The organism is Peribacillus sp. B65 (assembly GCF_058513295.1).
On record NZ_CP195840.1, the window covers coordinates 522,538 to 542,366 of the forward strand.

16 protein-coding genes are annotated in these 19,829 nt (G+C 41.6%); 7 read left to right on the top strand and 9 right to left on the bottom strand.

Going from position 1 to position 19,829, the window contains the following annotated elements; translation table 11 throughout:
* The first annotated feature begins 83 nt into the window (after positions 1 to 83).
* The 5 genes from ACSR9O_RS02625 (at position 84) to ACSR9O_RS02645 (ending at position 3,759) form a co-directional block, all read left to right on the top strand.
* Positions 84 to 950 carry a DegV family protein gene (locus tag ACSR9O_RS02625; protein WP_230177367.1) on the top strand — a complete coding sequence of 289 codons (867 nt, stop codon included), beginning with the start codon at positions 84 to 86 and terminating at the stop codon, positions 948 to 950.
* Between the two features lie 68 nt (positions 951 to 1,018).
* On the top strand, positions 1,019 to 1,150 hold the full coding sequence (locus tag ACSR9O_RS02630; protein ID WP_082196697.1) for a DUF3941 domain-containing protein: 132 nt from the start codon (positions 1,019 to 1,021) through the stop codon (positions 1,148 to 1,150).
* Between the two features lie 103 nt (positions 1,151 to 1,253).
* Complete coding sequence (locus tag ACSR9O_RS02635) at positions 1,254 to 1,745, top strand: YajQ family cyclic di-GMP-binding protein (RefSeq protein WP_101224139.1); 492 nt, start codon at positions 1,254 to 1,256, stop codon at positions 1,743 to 1,745.
* A gap of 239 nt (positions 1,746 to 1,984) precedes the next feature.
* Positions 1,985 to 2,860, top strand: coding sequence for an SDR family oxidoreductase (locus tag ACSR9O_RS02640; protein WP_491723861.1), 876 nt, complete (start codon positions 1,985 to 1,987; stop codon positions 2,858 to 2,860).
* A 119-nt stretch (positions 2,861 to 2,979) separates the two neighbouring features.
* The gene (locus ACSR9O_RS02645) at positions 2,980 to 3,759 is read left to right on the top strand and encodes an MBL fold metallo-hydrolase (RefSeq protein WP_491725437.1); all 780 of its coding nucleotides are present in this window, start codon (positions 2,980 to 2,982) and stop codon (positions 3,757 to 3,759) included.
* 35 nt (positions 3,760 to 3,794) lie between these two features.
* Here the strand turns inward: ACSR9O_RS02645 and ACSR9O_RS02650 are convergent, their stop codons facing one another.
* From ACSR9O_RS02650 to ACSR9O_RS02665, 4 genes are all read right to left on the bottom strand, one after another.
* On the bottom strand, positions 3,795 to 4,838 hold the full coding sequence (locus ACSR9O_RS02650; RefSeq protein WP_101224141.1) for a LacI family DNA-binding transcriptional regulator: 1,044 nt from the start codon (positions 4,836 to 4,838) through the stop codon (positions 3,795 to 3,797).
* A 332-nt stretch (positions 4,839 to 5,170) separates the two neighbouring features.
* Positions 5,171 to 6,820 (bottom strand): glycoside hydrolase family 13 protein, encoded by a 1,650-nt coding sequence (locus tag ACSR9O_RS02655; RefSeq protein WP_491723862.1) that lies wholly within the window; start codon positions 6,818 to 6,820, stop codon positions 5,171 to 5,173.
* Positions 6,821 to 6,899: 79 nt separating this feature from the next.
* A complete protein-coding gene (locus tag ACSR9O_RS02660; RefSeq protein ID WP_491723863.1) occupies positions 6,900 to 8,435 on the bottom strand; it encodes an alpha-amylase family glycosyl hydrolase in 1,536 nt (511 codons plus the stop codon).
* Positions 8,436 to 8,584: 149 nt separating this feature from the next.
* On the bottom strand, positions 8,585 to 9,838 hold the full coding sequence (locus tag ACSR9O_RS02665; RefSeq protein ID WP_230177361.1) for an extracellular solute-binding protein: 1,254 nt from the start codon (positions 9,836 to 9,838) through the stop codon (positions 8,585 to 8,587).
* 365 nt (positions 9,839 to 10,203) lie between these two features.
* On the opposite strand from ACSR9O_RS02665, the gene ACSR9O_RS02670 reads away from it, so the two are divergent.
* Entirely contained in the window at positions 10,204 to 11,955 is a 1,752-nt protein-coding gene (locus tag ACSR9O_RS02670; protein ID WP_427573825.1) for a glycoside hydrolase family 13 protein, read from the top strand.
* A gap of 42 nt (positions 11,956 to 11,997) precedes the next feature.
* On the opposite strand, the gene asnB is transcribed toward ACSR9O_RS02670, so the two are convergent.
* Entirely contained in the window at positions 11,998 to 13,845 is a 1,848-nt protein-coding gene (gene asnB / locus ACSR9O_RS02675) for an asparagine synthase (glutamine-hydrolyzing) (protein ID WP_427573823.1), read from the bottom strand.
* A gap of 286 nt (positions 13,846 to 14,131) precedes the next feature.
* Between asnB and ACSR9O_RS02680 the strand changes: the two genes are divergently transcribed.
* Positions 14,132 to 14,698, top strand: coding sequence for a DUF2777 domain-containing protein (locus tag ACSR9O_RS02680; protein WP_020018810.1), 567 nt, complete (start codon positions 14,132 to 14,134; stop codon positions 14,696 to 14,698).
* Positions 14,699 to 14,755: 57 nt separating this feature from the next.
* Here ACSR9O_RS02680 and ACSR9O_RS02685 read toward each other — a convergent pair whose 3' ends face one another.
* The 4 genes from ACSR9O_RS02685 to ACSR9O_RS02700 form a co-directional block, all read right to left on the bottom strand.
* The gene (locus tag ACSR9O_RS02685; RefSeq protein WP_101224146.1) at positions 14,756 to 15,097 is read right to left on the bottom strand and encodes a YisL family protein; all 342 of its coding nucleotides are present in this window, start codon (positions 15,095 to 15,097) and stop codon (positions 14,756 to 14,758) included.
* Between the two features lie 133 nt (positions 15,098 to 15,230).
* The gene (locus tag ACSR9O_RS02690) at positions 15,231 to 16,412 is read right to left on the bottom strand and encodes a DUF418 domain-containing protein (protein ID WP_491723864.1); all 1,182 of its coding nucleotides are present in this window, start codon (positions 16,410 to 16,412) and stop codon (positions 15,231 to 15,233) included.
* A gap of 31 nt (positions 16,413 to 16,443) precedes the next feature.
* On the bottom strand, positions 16,444 to 17,718 hold the full coding sequence (locus tag ACSR9O_RS02695) for an MFS transporter (protein WP_101224438.1): 1,275 nt from the start codon (positions 17,716 to 17,718) through the stop codon (positions 16,444 to 16,446).
* 315 nt (positions 17,719 to 18,033) lie between these two features.
* On the bottom strand, positions 18,034 to 19,626 hold the full coding sequence (locus ACSR9O_RS02700) for a long-chain-fatty-acid--CoA ligase (protein ID WP_491723865.1): 1,593 nt from the start codon (positions 19,624 to 19,626) through the stop codon (positions 18,034 to 18,036).
* Positions 19,627 to 19,829 lie beyond the last annotated feature (203 nt).

The following is a 19,829-nucleotide window of genomic DNA, read 5'->3' on the forward strand; positions in this document are numbered from 1 at the left end:
GAATTTTCACCGTTACGTGCTACACTAAAAAGTAGAGTGACCACTCATTTTTCTAAAAATTGTAAAAAGAAAGCAGGTGTATTATGGCTATCACAATTCTTGCAGATAGTGCATGTGATTTGCCGTTGTCTTTCTATAAGGAAAACAATGTTTCATTAATCCCTTTACAAGTCCATCTTGACGGGGAAAATTATGAAGATTTACTTACTATTAATTCTCACGAAGTCTATCAGGCGATGCTTGAAGGAAAAGCCCCGAAAACATCGCAAGCTTCCCCAGAATACTTTATAGAACTTTTCACACAGTTTGCCAAGGAGAAAAAACAAGGGATATATATAGCCTTTTCTTCTGAGTTATCAGGAACATATCAAACGGCAGTGATGATTCTTAATCAGGTGAAGGAAGAGTACCCTGAACTTGACATTGAAATCGTCAATACGAAATGTGCTTCAATGGGCGTCGGTTTAATTGTAAAGAAAGCGGCCGATCTGGCAGCAAACGGTGCCACTAAAGAAGAAATCCTGGCTGCCATCGAATTCCAAACGCGGCATATGGAGCATCTATTCACTGTAGATAACCTAGAATATCTGGCCCGTGGCGGCCGCATCTCCAAGACATCTGCCCTTGTTGGCGGTTTATTAAACATTAAACCGTTATTGCATGTTGAAGATGGGAAGCTTGTTCCGCTCGAAAAGATACGCGGCAAAAAGAAATTGATTAAACGTGTAATCGAATTAATGCACGAAAGAGGCAAAAATTTAACAACCCAAACGATTGCCATCAGTCATGGTGATGATGAAGAAACGGCATTGGAATGGAAGGAAGCCATCCAAAGCGAATTCGGGACAACCGACTTCATGATCCATACAATTGGCTCCGTCATCGGTGCACATGCCGGTCCTGGCACAATTGCCCTCTTCTTCTTAAACGATACCCCTGAGAAATCATAAACATACATACTCCCTTCCATAATTGTGAACAATATATATTGATCAGATAATGGAAGGGAGTTTTCACTATGTCCAAAACAACCGATGACAATAAAAGGCCCAAAGATAACCAAGCAAGAAATGCTGAAAAAAATATCGCTTATCAGGAAAACCTTACTGCAGGTAAGCACTCCTATTCGAAGAAAACGGACCATAAATGAAGCGCGGGGCTAGTCCCCTCGCTTTTTTAATATCGTTTATATAGTTGTCTTCCTATCACACTTTCTCTATAATAAAGGAAATAAACCCTGCTGGAGGTAAGTGATGGCAAAGGAAAATTCATTTGATATTGTTTCGAAAGTAGACTTTTCAGAGGTAACGAATGCAGTTACCATGGCTATGAAGGAAATACAGACTCGCTATGATTTTAAAGGGAGCATAAGCAGCATCTCAATTGAAAAAGAAGACCTGGTTCTAGTATCCGACGATGAATATAAGCTCGATCAGCTGAAGGATGTTCTCATCAGTAAGCTCATTAAACGTGACGTACCCGTCAAGAACCTGGATTATGGCAAATTAGAAGGAGCTTCTGGCGGAACCGTTCGCCAACGGGCTAAGTTAATTCAAGGCATCGATAAGGAGCAAGCAAAAAAAATCAATACCATCATTAAAAATAGCGGTCTTAAAGTGAAAAGCCAAATCCAGGATGATCAAATCCGGGTTACCGGTAAGAACCGGGATGATTTACAAGGAATCATTTCCGCGATCCGGGGCGCTGATCTGTCCATTGATGTACAGTTCCTAAATTACCGCTAAGTATTAAGGGCTCACCACTTTGGGTGGGTCTTTTTTTATTTGTTGCAACGGCCTCCATAAGAGTTCATCCCCCCTTTTTCTTCAAATGAATCGCCTTCATGGAACATGGAAAGACTAGTCATGTTCCCTACAGTTAAAACATTAAACAAGACTCAAATCGGGTATTTTTTCCATGTTTTCTTTTTCCTAAAAGAAGGAATAGAAAAAGCATAGATAATTAAATGGGAGGCGTTTATATCTTGACTACTCAAAACCAAAATCAGAACAAACAAGGATTTCCACCTCAACATCAGCAGCATCAACCTGGACTGGAAACAAAAATGGAACCGAACCCTGATTCAGTTAAAGCTGCCTACAAAGGAAGCGGCAAATTAAAAGGTAAAACGGCAATCATAACAGGAGGAGACAGCGGAATCGGTAAATCGGTTGCCATTTACTACGCTAAAGAAGGAGCTAATGTGACAGTTGCTTACTTGGATGAACACGAGGATGCAAAAACGACAAAAGAATTGATCGAAAAAGAAGGCCAGAAATGTTTACTCGTTTCCGGTGATATCGGTGATGAAGCCTTCTGCCAGGAAGTCGTCAAAAAAACGGTTGATGAATTTGGCGGTTTGGACATTCTAGTCAACAACGCCGGAGAACAGCATGTGCAGACAAGTATCCTGGACATTTCAGCTGAACAATTGGAAAAAACGTTCCGCACGAATATTTTCTCGATGTTCCACTTAACTAAAGCTGCATTGAAGCACCTTAAAAAAGGAAGCAGCATCATTAATACAACCTCTATCACAGCCTATCAGGGCAACCCAAAACTAATCGATTACTCTTCAACAAAAGGTGCAATACTTGCATTTACAAGAGCCCTGTCGAACTCCATTTCAAAAGATGGCATCAGAGTGAACGGTGTGGCTCCAGGCCCGATCTGGACACCGCTGATTCCTGCCTCATTCGGCGAAGAGGATGTTGCCAAATTCGGACAGGATACTCCAATGGGCCGTGCAGGGCAGCCAGAGGAATTGGCACCAGCCTATGTATATTTGGCAAGTGATGATTCATCCTATGTCAGCGGACAAGTCATCCATGTAAACGGCGGGACCGTTGTAAACGGATAAGCCTTACCTTTCCAAAAGCAGTGGATTTCACAAATCCGCTGCTTTTGCTCTTTCAAGCAGGATATTACCGGTTAGCGCGGAATATATGATTGGAAGGAGTCGAGTCATTTTTGAAAAAAATTGTTGATCCATGGTTTACCGTTCAGGAATTGGACCCAAATACGTTTGCAATCAGTGAATATGGTCATTGGGAGAAAGTTCATTCCTATTTATTACTTGGGGAGACCCGAGCTGCGTTAATAGACACAGGGTTAGGCATCGGTTCGATTAAGGGGATTACAGACCGGCTTACCGATCTTCCTATTACCGTCCTGACTACACACGTTCATGCGGATCATATTGGGGGTCACGGTGATTTTGATACCATTTATGTTCATGGTGATGATGCCAATTGGCTAATCAACGGCATTGATGGTTTGTCCTTGGAACAAATAAGAAAGAACATGGCCCGGGATATAACATTACCCATACCTGAATCATTCGATCCTTTCACATACAAGCCATACCAGGGGTACCCTGATAGGCTCTTATTTGATGGGGACACGATCGATCTCGGGAACCGTAGTTTAATCATTTATCACACGCCTGGGCATTCACCTGGCCACATCTCAATTTTGGATAATGAAACAGGTTATTTATTCACTGGCGACCTTCTCTATTCAGATACCCCCGTTTATGCATTTTATCCCTCTACGAGCCCTGAAGACCTTGTTAATTCGTTAGAAAAAATCGCAAAGATCAAGGCAGTCTCCAAAATCTATGGCGGACACAACCAACTCGGCCTCGAACCAAGGATTCTTGAGGAAGTTCTAGCAGCCATTAAATATCTTAAAGGGAATAAATTAGTCAGACACGGAACGGGTGTACATGCATTCAAAAGTTTTAGCGTACATTTCTAGCAAAAAAAGGCATTGCTTTTGCAATGCCCTTTTCTTTAATAAGTCATGGCCATTGCACCTTGCTTGATCGATCTGCAGGAGTGCCTTTCCACGAAATGATGTGGAATGATGGTCCCGGCAGGAGCATCCCCAGTCTGCAGCATGTGAATGATGCCTTTAGCGGCCTGATATCCCAAATCAAAAATATTAATATCTACGGAAGTCAGGGCCGGTAATGACAGTTCAGAGAAAAGAACGTTATTGAAGCTGACGATTGACATTTCTTCAGGAGTGCGCACGCCCATCTCGCGAAGTGAATGGACGATGCCAAGTGCCATGAGATCATCACTGACCACCAAAGCGGTAGGTGGTTCATCGATGGATAGTAACCTTTTTGCAGCAGCTTGTCCCCCTTCATGCAAAAAATCTTCATGCAGGGTATATTCCATCCTTCGATCAATTCCAGCCCTCTCCAATGCCCGTTCATATCCTGATAAGCGATCAAGGGTCATCACAAGGGATTCATCACCTCCGATGAATCCAACCCTTTCATGCCCTAGCTGTATAAGGTAATCCGTTGCCTGTTCGGCTGCCAAGACATTATCATTATCAACATATGTTATCTCCTCGATGTAATCATAGGGCTTCCCAATGATTACAAATGGAAAAGCCCTTTCTCTCAAATAGGTCAGAATGTGATCGTTCATCCTTGAATACATCAGGATTATTCCATCCACCATACCCCCCTGCACCATATTCACTACTCCTTCGTAGATTTCATCTTCGGTTTTTCCCGTGCTTAGCAACAAGGAATAGTGGTTTTCCTGGGCTCCCTCACTTAGACCCTGGAGGATCGTCGGAAAAAATGGATTTTGATAATAATCATTTGACGAACTTGGCATTACCAAACCAATGATCCTGGTCGATTGATTGGCAAGACTACGTGCAATGAAGTTTGGATGGTATCCTAATTTAGTCATCGCCTTACGTACCCGTACCTTTGTTTTTTCACTTATCCGAGGATTGTTTGCAATCACTCGAGAAACTGTTGAAGGAGCAACATTCGCTAGCTGTGCCACATCTTTTATTGTGATGGCCATGCATTTCCCCTCTCCCCTCTTAGCCTTTATTGACTTCATTTTTAAAAAAGGTGAATACCAATAAACACTTCTTTAATATTTGTTTTATATTTATACATTTTGTATGTATTCATAATACACTCAGTTCAATAGTTATATCCATACTTTTTTTAATGTTTGTTCAATTTTTCAGAAAATACTTACTTTTCCGTTTTTTTCATCTATGTTTTAAAATTCAAAAAGAAGCTGATGTATGATCAGCTTCTTCAAAAACGACAGGTGTATTGGAAAATAAGAAGTCAGACGACTAACTACATAGGTTTTAAGCTAATTTCCAATCAAGTCCATAGCAATCAATAACGATAAATCCTCGTTTCATATGGACGTAAATCAATAAGGGATACCTCAGGGCAATCATCATAATTAGCTAGTAAAAGTTCCATTTTCCCCCAATAGGAAAGGTCGATTTGATGGTGATTCATACTAAAGTTACATATTACCATGACTGAATTATCATTCATGTTTCTTGTATAAATATAAAGTTCAGGATGATCTTCCCATAACAATTCATATTCCCCATAAACGAGGACCTGATGTTTTTTTCGAAGTTCAATCATCCTTTTATAAAAATGATAAATGGATGACGGGTCATTTTTCTGCTGTTCTACATTAATGGCGCGATAATTTGGATTAACCCTCATCCAAGGTGTTCCATGGGTGAATCCGCCATTTTCAATATCGTTCCATTGCATGGGTGTTCGTGAATTATCACGGCCGCTATGCCATATAATGTTCATGATTTCATCATGAGGACGACCTTTCGAGGTCTCTATCCGGTAGAAGTTTTTCATACCGACATCATCATAATCATCAATCGAATCAAATTGGACATTCGTCATGCCAATTTCCTGACCTTGATAAATAAAAGGTGTCCCTTGCATAAAAAAGTATAGGGCCCCTATCATCTTTGCGCTTTCCAACCAAAATTGTTGATCATTTCCCCAGGTGGATACACTTCTCGGCTGGTCATGATTTTCAAAAAACAAAGCATTCCATCCTTTGTTTTTCAGCCCCTTTTGCCATTTGGTCATTGTGCGCTTTAACCCTTGAACATCAACATCGTGATTCTGTCCCCTATTCCAAAGCCCTAGATGTTCAAATTGAAAGATCATATTGAACTTCCCCTTCGATTCCCCGACCCATTCTTCCGCCTGCTCAATCCTGACGCCATTGGCCTCACCGACCGTCATGATATCATACTTAGAGAAAGTCTCTTCTTTCAACTCCTGAAGGTAATCCAGAATTCCGTCCTGATTGGTATGCATTTCAAACGCAGGTACATACTGATGCCAATAAGGATTGGGCATATTCGGAAGGCCTTCACGCTTATGAATATGCGTGATCGCATCAATCCGGAAGCCATCGATTCCCTTATCGAGCCACCAATTGACCATTTCATATAATGCCTTTCGCACATCAGTATTTTTCCAGTTTAAGTCTGGCTGCTTTTCGGCAAATAAATGTAAATAGTATTGATTGGTCCTTTCATCGAATTTCCAGGCACTTCCGGAAAAGATGCTTTCCCAATTATTAGGCTCACGGCCGTCCTGCCCATCCCTCCATATATACCAATCCCGTTTCGGATTATCGCGGGAAGAACGTGACTCGACGAACCAGGGGTGCTCATCACTTGTATGATTCAAAACAAGATCGAGTATCACCTTCATCCCACGTCCATGAACATCTTTCAATAATAGATCAATATCTTCAATTGAACCGAATTCATCGGAAACTGCTTGATAATCACTAATATCATAGCCATTATCCGCATTGGGAGATTTATAAAATGGACAAATCCAAATAACATCTATCCCCAAATCCTGCAGGTAGTCAAGCTTAGATATCAATCCTTTTATATCCCCGATTCCATCACCATTACTATCCATGAAACTGCGCGGGTATATTTGATAGCAAACCGCTTCTTTCCACCAGGTCTTATTCATGCTGTAACCTCCCGATCCTGTTTTCCACAAAGCCTTAGGGACAATGTTTGGCGGCTACCGACAATCGAGAGGCATATGATTATTTTGGTTGGTTTCGTTTTGAACGCTTAATAACCAAAGCAATGAATATACCAAAAATAAGAAGAACCAATCCTATAACTAACAGGTAAGGAATATTAATAATCGACTTAGGTGACAGCGTGTAGACTTCTGTCGTCTCCCTGTCGATTACGATAGAGTAGCTGTTGTCCTTACTGCGGACCAGATCCCCATTCAGCATACCTCTCAACTCTTTATTGCTTTCAAGCTCCTTATCAGTAAGGTTTATCGTTTGAGTTTCAGTCGTATTGTTCATGGCGACGACAATCGTTTCTTCACCATATACACGCTTGAATACCGAAGCCCCACCTTTTTCATATAAAAGCTCCATATCCCCTTTTTTCAATGCTGGGTACATGTCTCTGAGGTCAGAAAGCTTTGTTATATATTCCACCAATTCCTGTTCTGTCTTAAAATTCATCAATTTATGATTATCCGGGGCAATATCGCCGTTCAAGGCAATTTCCGAACCATAAAATACGATTGGCACCCCTGGCATAGTATAAAGATACGACAGCGCCATTCTCCATCTGGAACCTGGATTTTCGTTATGGTCGGCTGCATCCTTTGTAAACCGGGGCATTCCCTCTGTATCCATGAACAATGCCTGATGGGCATTGCCCCCTAATTTATCTTCGCTTTTCGCAAACGCATCAAAAACAGGTTTCAATTCTTTATCGGGTGCAGCAAATGCTTTCCGTAGCTCTGAATTTTGCGGATAAGCCATAAAAGCATCGATACCCGTCTCCTTGTAGCTTGAAATCAATTCGGCATCACCTTGCACATCGCCGATTGTATAGAAATTTGATTTTTCAGATTTAACTGCATCCACAAATTCCTTCCAAAAATCCTTCGCTACGTATTGGACTTTATTTATACGGTATCCATCAATATCGGTTTCCGTTATCCACCATTTGGCAGCATCCAGTAAATATTTTCTTGTTTCCTCATTATCTTGATTCAAATCGGGAAGACCATCGACCCAGCCTGTTTCCAAATCCGTTTGGCTACCGTCCTTGGAAACCTTTTTTTCTTCATGGAACCAATCTTGTTTTTTTTGATCGGTCAGCCAAGTGGAGTCAGGACCCACATTATTTGCTTGAAAATCAATGATCACCTTCATATCACGTTTATGTGCCTCATTCACGAGTTTTTTAAACTCTTTCATTGTCCCATAGTGTTTATCCGTTTTATAAAAATCGGCCACCCAATCGCCATGATAGCCTTTTTCATCGTTAGCGAAAATCGGTGAAAGAATGATAGCGGTATAACCCATATCTTTTAAATAATTAAGTTTCTTCGTGACACCTTCGAAATCCCCACCATTAAACGCGGAAGGGTCATTCACGTTCGCATCTCCATTATTTTGAGTATTCCCATCGAAAAATCTGTCGACCAATAATGAATATACGATTTCATCCTTCCAAGTTCGTTGTTCTTTTTCAGCTGCTCCTACTGGAATGGCGTAAAAAAGAAGCAACGGAATTAAAGCGAGTGATAACACTCTTTTTCTCATATCCGCTCTCCTCCTAGCTATCTCTTTACGCCTTTAAGATTAGCCTTTTGACCCCTTAACGTCAAATCCAATTTATAAAAAACTTTACACTAAAGGGACAAATTGGGGATACTGGTTATGGTTTCTGAATTAAAAAAGGCAGAACATGATTAACGTTCTTTATTTATCGTCTTGACCGCTTTATCCAAAGCCCTTTTTGGTTTTGCTTTTTGAGTGGTCATTTCATCCATGGCTGAATTCATCGGTCCCCATACCTTATTCATTTCCGGAATATTCGGTACTGGTTCAGCGTATTGTAATTGTATGCTTAAGGCTTGTGCCCTTTCATTTTCATTGATTGCGGCATTGTGTTTGATTGATTTATTCGGAGGGATTTCCCCTGTTAAATCATAACGCTGCATTGCATTATCATCATTAGTCAAATATTCAACTAACTTCGTAGACCAATAAGGATGTTTTGTGAATGCTGTTACATGCCAGCCTTTGATTTCCATGAACGTTTTCATTGGCTTGCCATTGGGCAATTCAGGCATGGGGGCAATTCCTGTATCCTTCCGCTCGGTAAATGAGTTCCCGTCACTCATGATAGAAGCCAAATTCCCTTGCATGAACAACTTTTCGATCGCTGCCTTGTCGCCTTTGGGAATCAAACCCGCCCTATACCATTTTTGGATGTATGCAGCCCCTTTTATGGCACCCTTATTATTCAAACCAATGTCGGAAGGGTCTAGTTTCCCATTCTTATCTTTAAATATATAACCTCCCATTCCAGCGATTACTCCATACGAATCATGGAAACCATTCCATTTGGCGTAGTAACCATGAACGTCACCCTTTCTTAATTCCTTCGCCATTTTATAAAGGCCATTCATCGTCTCAGGAGCCTTAGCCATCAATTTTTTATTATAAAAGAAAACGGATGTGTTTACGGATTTCGGCAATCCAAATACCTTATCTTGATACATTTCCCCCCTAATTGAAGGTTCAATGAAGGCATTCAATACCTCATCTTCCACCTTCACTTCCTGAATTAAGCCTTCCTTCACGATTTGCCCGACTCTTTCATGAGAAAAAGTTACGACATCCGGGGCCTTTCCGTTTCCGATTGGCCCATCACGACGAAGCCGTTCATACATCTCGGTAGCTATTTCAAGCTCTTCATGCTCAACGTTGATTCCATATTCTTTTTCAAAAGCTTCAATCACCGGCTTTAGGGCCTCCGCTCTACCTTTTTCCTCCCAAATGATCAATTTTTCCGGCTTCGCTTCATTGCTGGCTTCGTCTTCCTTTTCCTTATTTTCTTCTTTCACTGCTTCATTTTCCAAATCTGAACTGGAACCACAAGCACTTACACTAACGATCAAAAACATGGACATGAACAAATGAAAAATCAGCTTCTTCACTTTGATTCTCCTTTTTAAAATGTTTATTCTATCATGTCCAAAAGCACCAAATAATACTGTTTTTTCAGTTCAGTACTTCAAATAAAGCCACTTAATGAAAGCGATGCCAAAGCTATTGTTATCATTATATGAACGGCTTTGGTTTTTACAACATTTTCCTTGGTGTATTTATTTCCTTGTAGTGATGAACACTTTTTGTTATTTTTTAGTTAATAAGTGCTTCTTTCAATTGAAATAGGGTATATAACCATATTGAAAAAGCACTTAACCTGGCTAGTGCAGCTTCATAGAGATCCCCCTCATAAACAGCTGGAAAGTTTCCTTTTTCACATCCTCAAATACTTATAGAATTGGAGTGGTTTTATATGGAATTTTCATCCATACACCATAGACCTAATGACAATTACGGCTATCCCATCAACACAGAAACCCTACATATCCGCCTACGTACGAAAAAACAAGATATCTCCTCAGTTGGATTGATTTTTGGTGATCCATACATATCAGATAATGGTCAATGGCAGTATGAAGAACTTCCCATGAGCTTGTCAGGCAGCGATAACCGTTATGATTATTGGCATATTTATGTGAAACCTCCTTACCGAAGAATACGATATGGGTTCAAGGTAACCTCAGAAGAAGAAAGTGCATTTTACACGGAAAAGGGCTTCTTTAAAGAAGCCCCCCGAGATCCAGGATGCTATTTCGCGATTCCCTATCTACATCAAAATGAAGTTTTCGGGGCACCGGAATGGGTCAAGGATACAATTTGGTACCAAATTTTCCCTGAACGTTTTGCGAACGGAAACCCCGATAACGATCCGGAAGGTGTGAAACCCTGGGGAAGTGAAGATCCGGCGGTGGATAATTTTTTTGGCGGGGACTTTGAAGGAATCATTGAACATTTGGATTACCTAGAGAATCTCGGCATCAACGGAATCTATTTCACGCCGATTTTCCATGCCCACTCCAATCATAAATACGATACGATTGATTATCGGAGTATCGATCCGCAATTCGGAACGAAGGAAACATTGAAAACGCTAATAGCCGAATGCCACAAACGGAATATCCGGGTCATGCTCGATGCCGTTTTTAACCATAGCGGCTACTATTTCCCCCCTTTTCAGGATTTACTCGAAAAGGGAGAGAAATCGAAATATAAGGATTGGTTCCACCCACACAGCTTCCCTCTTAAGGGAGGGGAAAGGCCCAATTATGAAACATTCGGTTTTTTTGAATCGATGCCAAAATTGAATACGGCAAATCCGGAGGTGAAAGAATATCTGCTCGAAGTCTCGGCTTATTGGATCAAGGAGTTCGATATAGACGCCTGGCGGCTCGATGTGGCAAATGAAGTCGACCAGCCATTCTGGCGTGAATTTCGAACAACGGTGAAAAAAATAAAGCCTGACCTTTATATTCTTGGGGAAATTTGGCATGACTCAATGCCATGGCTTCGCGGCGATCAGTTCGATGCCGTCATGAATTACCCTTTCACCAACCAAGTTTTTCGCCTGGTCGCCTCACAAACCATCAAAGCACGCGAGTTCACAGAAGAAATGACAGCCATCTATCACAGTTATCCGACCAATGTTTTTGACGTGACATTCAATCTTCTTGGAAGTCATGATACACCGCGGATTTACACGGATTGCGGGGAAGATCTAGCTCGAGCCAAGCTCATCCACGCAATCCTGCTGACATTCAATGGCAGCCCTTGTATATACTATGGCGATGAAATCGGATTAACCGGTGGCATGGATCCAGGGTGCCGAAAATGCATGGTCTGGGAAGAGGAAAAACAAAACACCGAGCTGCTCAATGAAATTAAGGCATTGATCCACTTGCGAAAAGAAGAACGATTACTTGCCAATGACGGGAAGTTCAAATTCCTTGATACAGCCGGAAACGAAAATATCGTGGCCTACCAAAAGTATAATGAAAAACGTTCTGTCGTGGTCCTCATCAATCCGACGGATGTCCAGCAATCCTTTACCCTCCCTTTTGATTTGGAAGGACGTACACTAACGGATTTAAGAACAAAGGAAACCACACAAGTTGGCAAATTTGAATTGAGCGGTTATCAATATAAAATTCTCGCAATCAATCATTGAGGCATTGAAAAAAACGGGGCAATGAAAATCGCCCCGTTTTTTTCATTCGATTATCTGGATATCATATTCTTTGAACCATACATGGGTTTGTGCCAAGTGAGCGAGCAGCTGTGGACCTGACATCAATTGCCCGAACCACGGCACTTTAAAAGCGGCACCCCTGGAATCTACTATATCGGTTAGCTTCTGCTTATCGAAAAACTCATGCAGCACCGAACTTTTATCCATCAGTAAGTCTTTCAACCACGCCTGCACACGGTCTGTATATATAGGGTTATGGGTTTTTGGATATGGACTTTTTTTACGATACAATACTTCATCCGGTAGCAGCCCCTCCAAAGCCTTCCTTAGAATACCCTTTTCACGGTTGCCTTCCATTTTCATTTCCCAAGGAATGTTCCATGCATATTCAACAAGGCGATGATCGGCAAATGGCACGCGCACCTCTAGACTTGCCCCCATACTCATCCGGTCCTTCCTGTCAAGGAGCGTCGTCATGAACCATAATAAATTCACATAGAAAAGCTCTCTTCGCTTTGCTGCTACACCGCTTTCGCCTTCCAATTTAGGCGTTTCGGCAAGGGTGGTCAAATAAGCTTCCTGCGCATATTCCTCAAGCTTCAATTTCTCGCGCCATCCCTTTTTCAATAAAGATACCCGCTCATCCGTAGATCTCATCCATGGAAAACCAGCACGATTCAAATCATCCTCACGATGAAACCAAGGATAACCGCCAAAAATTTCGTCCGCACATTCACCGGACAGGCCTACGACAAAATCTCGCTTGATTTCTTTACAAAACCAAAGTAAGGAAGAATCGACATCCGCCATGCCTGGGAGGTCCCTTACAAGGACTGCTTCCGTTAAATAATTTGTCAACTGCTCTTGGGTGATGATCGATGAATGGTGTACCGTGTTAAAACTATCCGACATCTTTTTAATCCAATACCCATCAGAGTTTGGCTGAAAATCATTTGCTTTAAAATAACGCTCATTATCCTCATAATCAATGGAATACGTATGAAGCGGCCCTTTCCCTTCTTTTTGATAGGCGTTTGCAGCAATGGCCGTTATCGCGCTTGAGTCAAGCCCTCCTGATAAGAAGGTACACAGCGGAACATCTGATACGAGTTGCCGCGTCACTGCATCTTCGACAAGAAAGCGAACCTTCTCGGCCGTCTCATCAAGAGTATCCCGGTGTTCTTCGCTTTTCACATTCCAGTATCTCCAAATCCGGAGGCCTTTCCTTGATAAGGTAAGCGCATGGGCAGGCCTTAATTCCTGGATATTATGAAATATGCCTGAACCTGGCTTTCGGGATGGACCAACACCAAAAACCTCAGACAGCCCTTCGCGGTCAATCTCCGTTTTAACATCCGGATGGGCCAGAATCGCCTTCAGCTCCGATCCGAAAATGAACCCGCCGTCCCTTTCCGCGTAAAAGAATGGTTTTACCCCCATGCGATCTCTTCCAACGAATAATTTCTGTTCCTTTTCATCCCAAATCGCAAACGCAAAAATCCCATTGAACAAGTCAATGCATTTTTCTTTCCATTCTATATAAGAAGTTAGCAAAACTTCTGTATCAGAATGACCGTTAAAGGAATATCCTTTTAATAATAGCTGTTTACGAATATCCTCGGTGTTATATAGCTCACCATTATAACAAAGCGTATATCTGCCGTTTTCGTGATTTTTCGTCATCGGCTGTTTTCCGCCTTCCGCATCGACAACCGTTAACCGTTTATGACCAAAGGCAACATGGGCTTCGCTCCAAACATTTTCTTCGTCTGGCCCCCGCTTTGCCAACGTTTTTGTCATGTTTTCCAGCGTTTTCGTTTTTGTCCGTAAATCTTTTTGAAAATGCACCCAGCCTGTTATCCCACACATTTTACACTTCATCCTTTCTATCCGGACTATCAAAAATATATTGGCTCCCTGTCTTAAAAAGATTTACAGTCCCTAAGTATCGCTCAGCATCATTCCGTAGGAACCCCCTGCCCACAACGCCCGGCGTCGTTAATGAATTGTTGAGCAAAGCATCCCGTGTTTAAACATAGCCTATGCAAAGACGGAAAGATGGTTATTTGTCCATAATATTTTAAAATATACAGTTATATTTTCATTGGATTTTGACTAAAAAGTAGGTGAGGATTCCACTATTGGAGGTATATGTATGAGTCAGCAACAACGAACTAAGTTAATGAACAGGCAAACAAGAGCTTTTACCGAAGGAACAGTGGAAAATATCAATCAACAATGGATTTTTTTCGATGATGAAACAGATGAGGCCTGCTCCATTGAAGACCACGTTGACAGCATCATCGAAGTGTACAGGGGTGGGCGCTGGCAGCAAGGAGTAATTGAAGAAGAGGGGAAAATCCTGCTTCATCGGGAAATCACCTTCTTAAGGGAAAATGAGCCCATTCGGATACGCAAAAAACTGCTCTACTCTTTTGAACGTTTATTGGAAGAATTGAACGACGATTCTTTTTTCCAATTTGTAACGACATTGAATTCACTTGATTTTTCTATTTATGATTGTATATATAGCTATAACCAGCTCACCTTTTTAAGGGCAGTCCCAAACCAGTCCGGCGTGAATTTCTTCACCTTTGATAACGAGAGCCAAATTTGTCTCGTTCAGCACCACTTTTCTTACGGGAAAAAGGATCATGATCGTTTTGAATTCACCCTGAACACCGGAAAAAGGATCGTCATTGAGAAAGTGAATTCACAATAACGGGTAAAAGAAAACGGGTAAATGAGATTTCCTCATTTACCCGTTTATAATTCTGTATTAAAAAAAGTCCATTCCTTGTGGCAGCGAAAGTCCTAAATAAAGGACGAATACAAGCGCTACGATAAACAATGTCCACATGGCACTTGTGCTTTTTCCTTTTTTCGTACGGACCAGCACCATTTCCATCGCCGCAATCACGATGATTCCAACAATCATTTTTACTGCGTAAGCACCAAAATCAGTGATCAGCATGCCGCCAGTAAGGAAAATCAATAGATAGAACAACCGTGTTATCATATGTAGCATTTTCGCTTTCGGGTTTTCACCTTTAAGCATCGAATATGTGACAAAGAAAAGAATGATTCCGATAACCCAAGCTGTAATATGCATATGTGTCATTTTTTTGCCCCCTCGTTCAGTTTCCATTTCATCATATCATAGGCTTTTACAAAAAAACAAAACTAAGGACCCACCTGAATGGGTAAAACCAACAATTTAATGAACATCATTTACATTTCTTCTTAACTGGTCCCTACTTGCGCATAACCGGCTTTTTACCATATGTAAAAAAACGCCATATATATTCAACCGGTCCGTAATAAAACAGACCCATCCACAATAAGGAAAGCAGAATTTGCAGGCAAAACAGGGCTATTAGGAAAACAAATCCTGTCGTATAGGAGACTGATCCATATAAACCAAGCCCATATGAATAAAAAATGGCCGTACATACCATCGATTGGAACAAGTAATTGCTCATCGACATCCTTCCGATATACGAAAACGGTTGTAATAGGCGGGAAGCCCCTGCCCGCTCCGCCAAAAGCGCGATTGCCGTGATATAAAAAACCGTAAGTAACGGTCCTCCCAAATAATCCTGCACGAATATCGTACCAAAATGGTATACCGTCACATATGGCAGAAACTTAATTGACATCCCCAATAGCAAACTTACAATCGATATCGTTTTCAATTGTCGTTTATATTGGGTTGGATTTTGGAGAAAGCCTTGTTTTGCAACGCCTGCTCCCATTAAAAAAAACGGAAAAATCGATAAGAAAAGGATAATGGCATTAAAGGGGTTGTTCACCATATACCAATCCAGCGCCCTTTGACTCATTATTTCCGTAAATGTACCAGATTGATAAGCTTCCAAAGACTGTTTCATCATCTCCGAATCAGTCGTGATTGCCATCGAATCCCCTTCAAAAATGCTCATTATAAGAAATAGTGAACTCAATATCGCAAAAGGCAGGACATAACAAACCGAGCTTAGCAGAATTAAATTCCTGCCCCTCATCTTATAAAAAAACAAAAAGGCAAACCCAAATACAGCATAATTAATGAGGATGTCCCCATGCCAGATGAAAAAAGCATGAATGCATCCAAGTATCAGCAGGAAACTTAGCCTTTTCATATATAGCAAAGGAAATGAAGTACCCTTTTCTTCACTCCTTACAGCCAGTATGATCGCCCCGAAACCGAACAGAAAGGCAAATAACGGATAAAAGCTGGCCTGTGCGACAATATCACTGAATACATACAAAATCCTGTCCCATCCTCCAGCCCACCGCTCGGCACCATCTATGTACAAGAGCGGCGAGTGGAAAGAAGGCATATTCACTAAAAAAATCCCTAAAATGGCTAATCCACGTAAAATATCGATGCTTTCGATCCTTTTACTTTCCTGCAATGGTACCATCGTGCCCTTCATAGGTACACCCACTTTCATCCATACAGTTTTTCTATAACTCCATTGCACCATCTTTAACTTTTGTGACCGCTTTTTGCTTTTTTATCAGTATGACAAACAAGCTGCCCAATAAGCAAAAGATTCCTGCAAGGAAGAATGCCCATGTATAGGAGTTGAATATTTTGAAGATAAGCCCTCCACCATACGCCGCCACTGCTGCACCGACCTGATGGGCCGCGAATATCCACCCGTATACGATCCCGCTTTTCTCCATGCCAAAGACTTGCCTTGAAATGCTAATGGTCGGAGGAACGGTGGCAATCCAATCCAAGCCATAAAAAACGGAAAAGATGATCAATAGGCCAATTGAGCCTTCATTTAGCGCAAAAGGAAGTAATACGAGGGAAGCACCCCTTAGAGCGTAATACCAAAACAATAGCCAACGGTTATCAAAACGATCTGATAACCACCCGGATACAGTCGTACCAATCAAATCAAAGATTCCCATGAAAGACAGCATTGATGCTGCCGTCACAACCGGTAAACCAAAACTAATGCAGTAAGAAATGAAATGTGTGCCGATCAACCCGCTCGTCGAAAGTCCGCATATAAAAAAGCTTCCTGCCAATAACCAGAACTCCTTCACTCTCACTGCTTCAATCAACGACTGAAAGGCCATGGCGATGGGGTTCTTCTTTTGGACTGTAACAGCCTCCTGATTTTCCTCTTCTAATCCATATGGAAGAGTGCCCACTTCCTTCGGATTGTTTTTCATGAACAAAAGGATGATTGCCAGCATGATCAAGCTAAGGACCAAAATTAATCCAATCGCCCATCTCCACGAGTAATTCTCAATGATGATGGCTAAAACCGGAAGTAAAATGAGCTGACCTGTGGCCGTACTTGCCGTGAGTATCCCGACCGCCAGTCCCCGCCTCTTTTCGAACCAACGATTTGCCACATATGGGCTCAATACCGTTAAAAACACTCCAGAACCCAATCCAATGATAATTCCCCAGATAAGAATGAGCTGCCATTCATGCTCCATGAAAAAAGTGAGTAAAATCCCTGCCAATAAAGTGGACATGGCCAATACCATCATTTTCTTCAATCCAAGCACTTCAATTAGAGCGGCCATGAATGGACCCGATAATCCATAAAGAAACAAACTTATGGCGAAGGCTAAAGAAATGACGGACCGATCCCACCCGAACTCATTTTCAAATGGAACGATGAATACTCCCGATGATGACCTAACGATTCCGGCTACAATAATCGAGAAGAATGTTATGATTAAAATAACCCAGCTATAATGTATACGTTTCAATGCTCTCCCCCACAATCCAAGACTCCTACAATAAACATGATGAAAAAATGAAAATCAAAATAATTTGAAATATTTTATAATAGTAACACTTTCTCGTTAAACAGGAAGCTTTTTATCGAAACAAATTCCAATGCTCTTGAATGAACATCCTTATCCAACAATGGCATGAGTTACTGCGGCTTATTTATGAATGGAAACATATCGGCCCCGCAATCTTCATTTATCAAGTCCGATATCTTCATAGCTTAATATGAAACCCATCGAACGGGTGAACGGAAAAAAACGCTGATCATTTCTGAACAGCGTTAGTGAGCTTCAATTGACGAATCTGCCTGTTTTCCCCTTAGATTCCCAGTAATCATTACGGAGATGGATTTTTTGTATTTTTCCCGATGCCGTTTTCGGAAGCTCATCGACGAACGACACACTGGTAACTGATTTGAAGTGAGCTAGTTTTTCCCGTGTGAAGGTCCTTATATCATCCTCCGTTAATTCCACACCCCTTTTTGGCACAATGAAGGCATGCGGCGTCTCTCCCCACTTTTCATGGGGAACGGCAATGACTGCCGCTTCAAGAATGTCCGGATGCTCGTAGAGCACCCCTTCCACTTCTATGGAAGAGATATTTTCTCCGCCACTGATGATGATATCCTTTTTGCGGTCAACGATATCCACATTGCCATTTTCATCGATGGTGGCCATATCCCCTGTATGCAGCCATCCATTTCTCAATGTCTGGCTTGTCGCTTCTTCATTTTTCCAATAACCTAACATCACTCCATGACTGCGGACAATGAGCTCCCCGATATCCACGCCATCATGGGCCACTTCCTCACCATTTTCATGGATAACCTTTACCTCACTGCCTATGATGGGATATCCGGCTTTCGCCTTCATCCTGTATTTTTCTTTTTCCGAAAGATCATCGAATTCAGAACGAATCAGCGATATCAGACTAACAGGTGTCGATTCAGTCATTCCGTAAATTTGGATGAATTCCCAGCCTAACTCTTTTTCCACCCTTGTAACGAATGCAGGAGGCGGAGCGGAACCCGCAACAACGATTCGAATATCCTGCTCGAGATTCGGAACATTCCGTTCATAATACTGAAACAATGAATTCAGAACCGTTGGTGCCATATGCATGATGGAAACCTTATGCTTTTGTAATGCATCAAATATCGTTTCGGGGCTGGTTTTCCTCAAACAAACTTGAGTGGCACCATTTGCCGTATAATAAAATGGGGCACCCCACCCATTTACGTGGAACATCGGCAGTACATGCAAATATGTATCGCGGTCATTGACCCTGAAATGATGCATCGCACCCAGGGCATGTAAATAGTTGTTGCGGTGAGTCAGCATCACCCCTTTAGGATTCCCAGTGGTCCCGCTAGTATAAAGGAGACTCGAAACATCATTTTCATCCACGGTTTCCCGGTTAAAGCACTTGTCATCATAACGTTCCAGCCAATGGTTGTAATCGGTTTCATTTATTTCTTCACCTTTATAATGAACGATTATGTGCTCCACCGATTCAAGTTCATCCTTAACAGGGGAAATAAGATGATACAATTCCTGATCTACGAAAAGGACCTTTGACTCGCTGTGGTTCAAAATGAATACATAATCTGCAGGTTTCAAGCGGATATTCAAGGGAACGATTACGGCCCCAAGCTGAAACACCCCATAAAAGCCTTCAAGCATTTCAATTGAGTTAGGTGCCAAATATGCCACCTTTTCACCCTTTTTGACTCCAAGATTCCTTAAACCATTTGAAAGCTGGTTTACACGGCCGTTCAATTCTGCGTAGGTTAATACCCTGTCATCTCCAATGATGGCTCTCTTATCGCCATATAGTAAGGCTGCTCGATCTAAGAACTGCGATAATACTAATGGTACATTCATTTCCTCACCTCTAGTTTTATTTGAAAATTCTGAATTAGCATTATATTACCATATCTGTTTATAACATTTCAATAATATCCACCAGTGTTATATAACAATATATTGATAGGCAGATGAATCACATCAATCATCAGTCAACATACAATACATTGAAACTCCCTTCAGCGCTAGGCTCATGCCTGAGATTCAGGGAAAAACCAGAA

Excerpts from the sequence above, each read along its gene's own strand:
- ACSR9O_RS02630 (WP_082196697.1), top strand. The coding sequence starts at position 1,019 with ATGTCCAAAACAACCGATGACAATAAAAGGCCCAAAGATAACCAAGCA.
- ACSR9O_RS02685 (WP_101224146.1), bottom strand. The coding sequence starts at position 15,097 with ATGACACATATGCATATTACAGCTTGGGTTATCGGAATCATTCTTTTC.
- ACSR9O_RS02660 (WP_491723863.1), bottom strand. The coding sequence starts at position 8,435 with ATGAGAAAAAGAGTGTTATCACTCGCTTTAATTCCGTTGCTTCTTTTT.
- asnB (WP_427573823.1), bottom strand. The coding sequence starts at position 13,845 with ATGTGTGGGATAACAGGCTGGGTGCATTTTCAAAAAGATTTACGGACA.
- ACSR9O_RS02700 (WP_491723865.1), bottom strand. The coding sequence starts at position 19,626 with ATGAATGTACCATTAGTATTATCGCAGTTCTTAGATCGAGCAGCCTTA.
- ACSR9O_RS02655 (WP_491723862.1), bottom strand. The coding sequence starts at position 6,820 with ATGAATAAGACCTGGTGGAAAGAAGCGGTTTGCTATCAAATATACCCG.
- ACSR9O_RS02670 (WP_427573825.1), top strand. The coding sequence starts at position 10,204 with ATGGAATTTTCATCCATACACCATAGACCTAATGACAATTACGGCTAT.
- ACSR9O_RS02680 (WP_020018810.1), top strand. The coding sequence starts at position 14,132 with ATGAGTCAGCAACAACGAACTAAGTTAATGAACAGGCAAACAAGAGCT.
- ACSR9O_RS02625 (WP_230177367.1), top strand. The coding sequence starts at position 84 with ATGGCTATCACAATTCTTGCAGATAGTGCATGTGATTTGCCGTTGTCT.
- ACSR9O_RS02635 (WP_101224139.1), top strand. The coding sequence starts at position 1,254 with ATGGCAAAGGAAAATTCATTTGATATTGTTTCGAAAGTAGACTTTTCA.
- ACSR9O_RS02650 (WP_101224141.1), bottom strand. The coding sequence starts at position 4,838 with ATGGCCATCACAATAAAAGATGTGGCACAGCTAGCGAATGTTGCTCCT.
- ACSR9O_RS02690 (WP_491723864.1), bottom strand. The coding sequence starts at position 16,412 with ATGAAGGGCACGATGGTACCATTGCAGGAAAGTAAAAGGATCGAAAGC.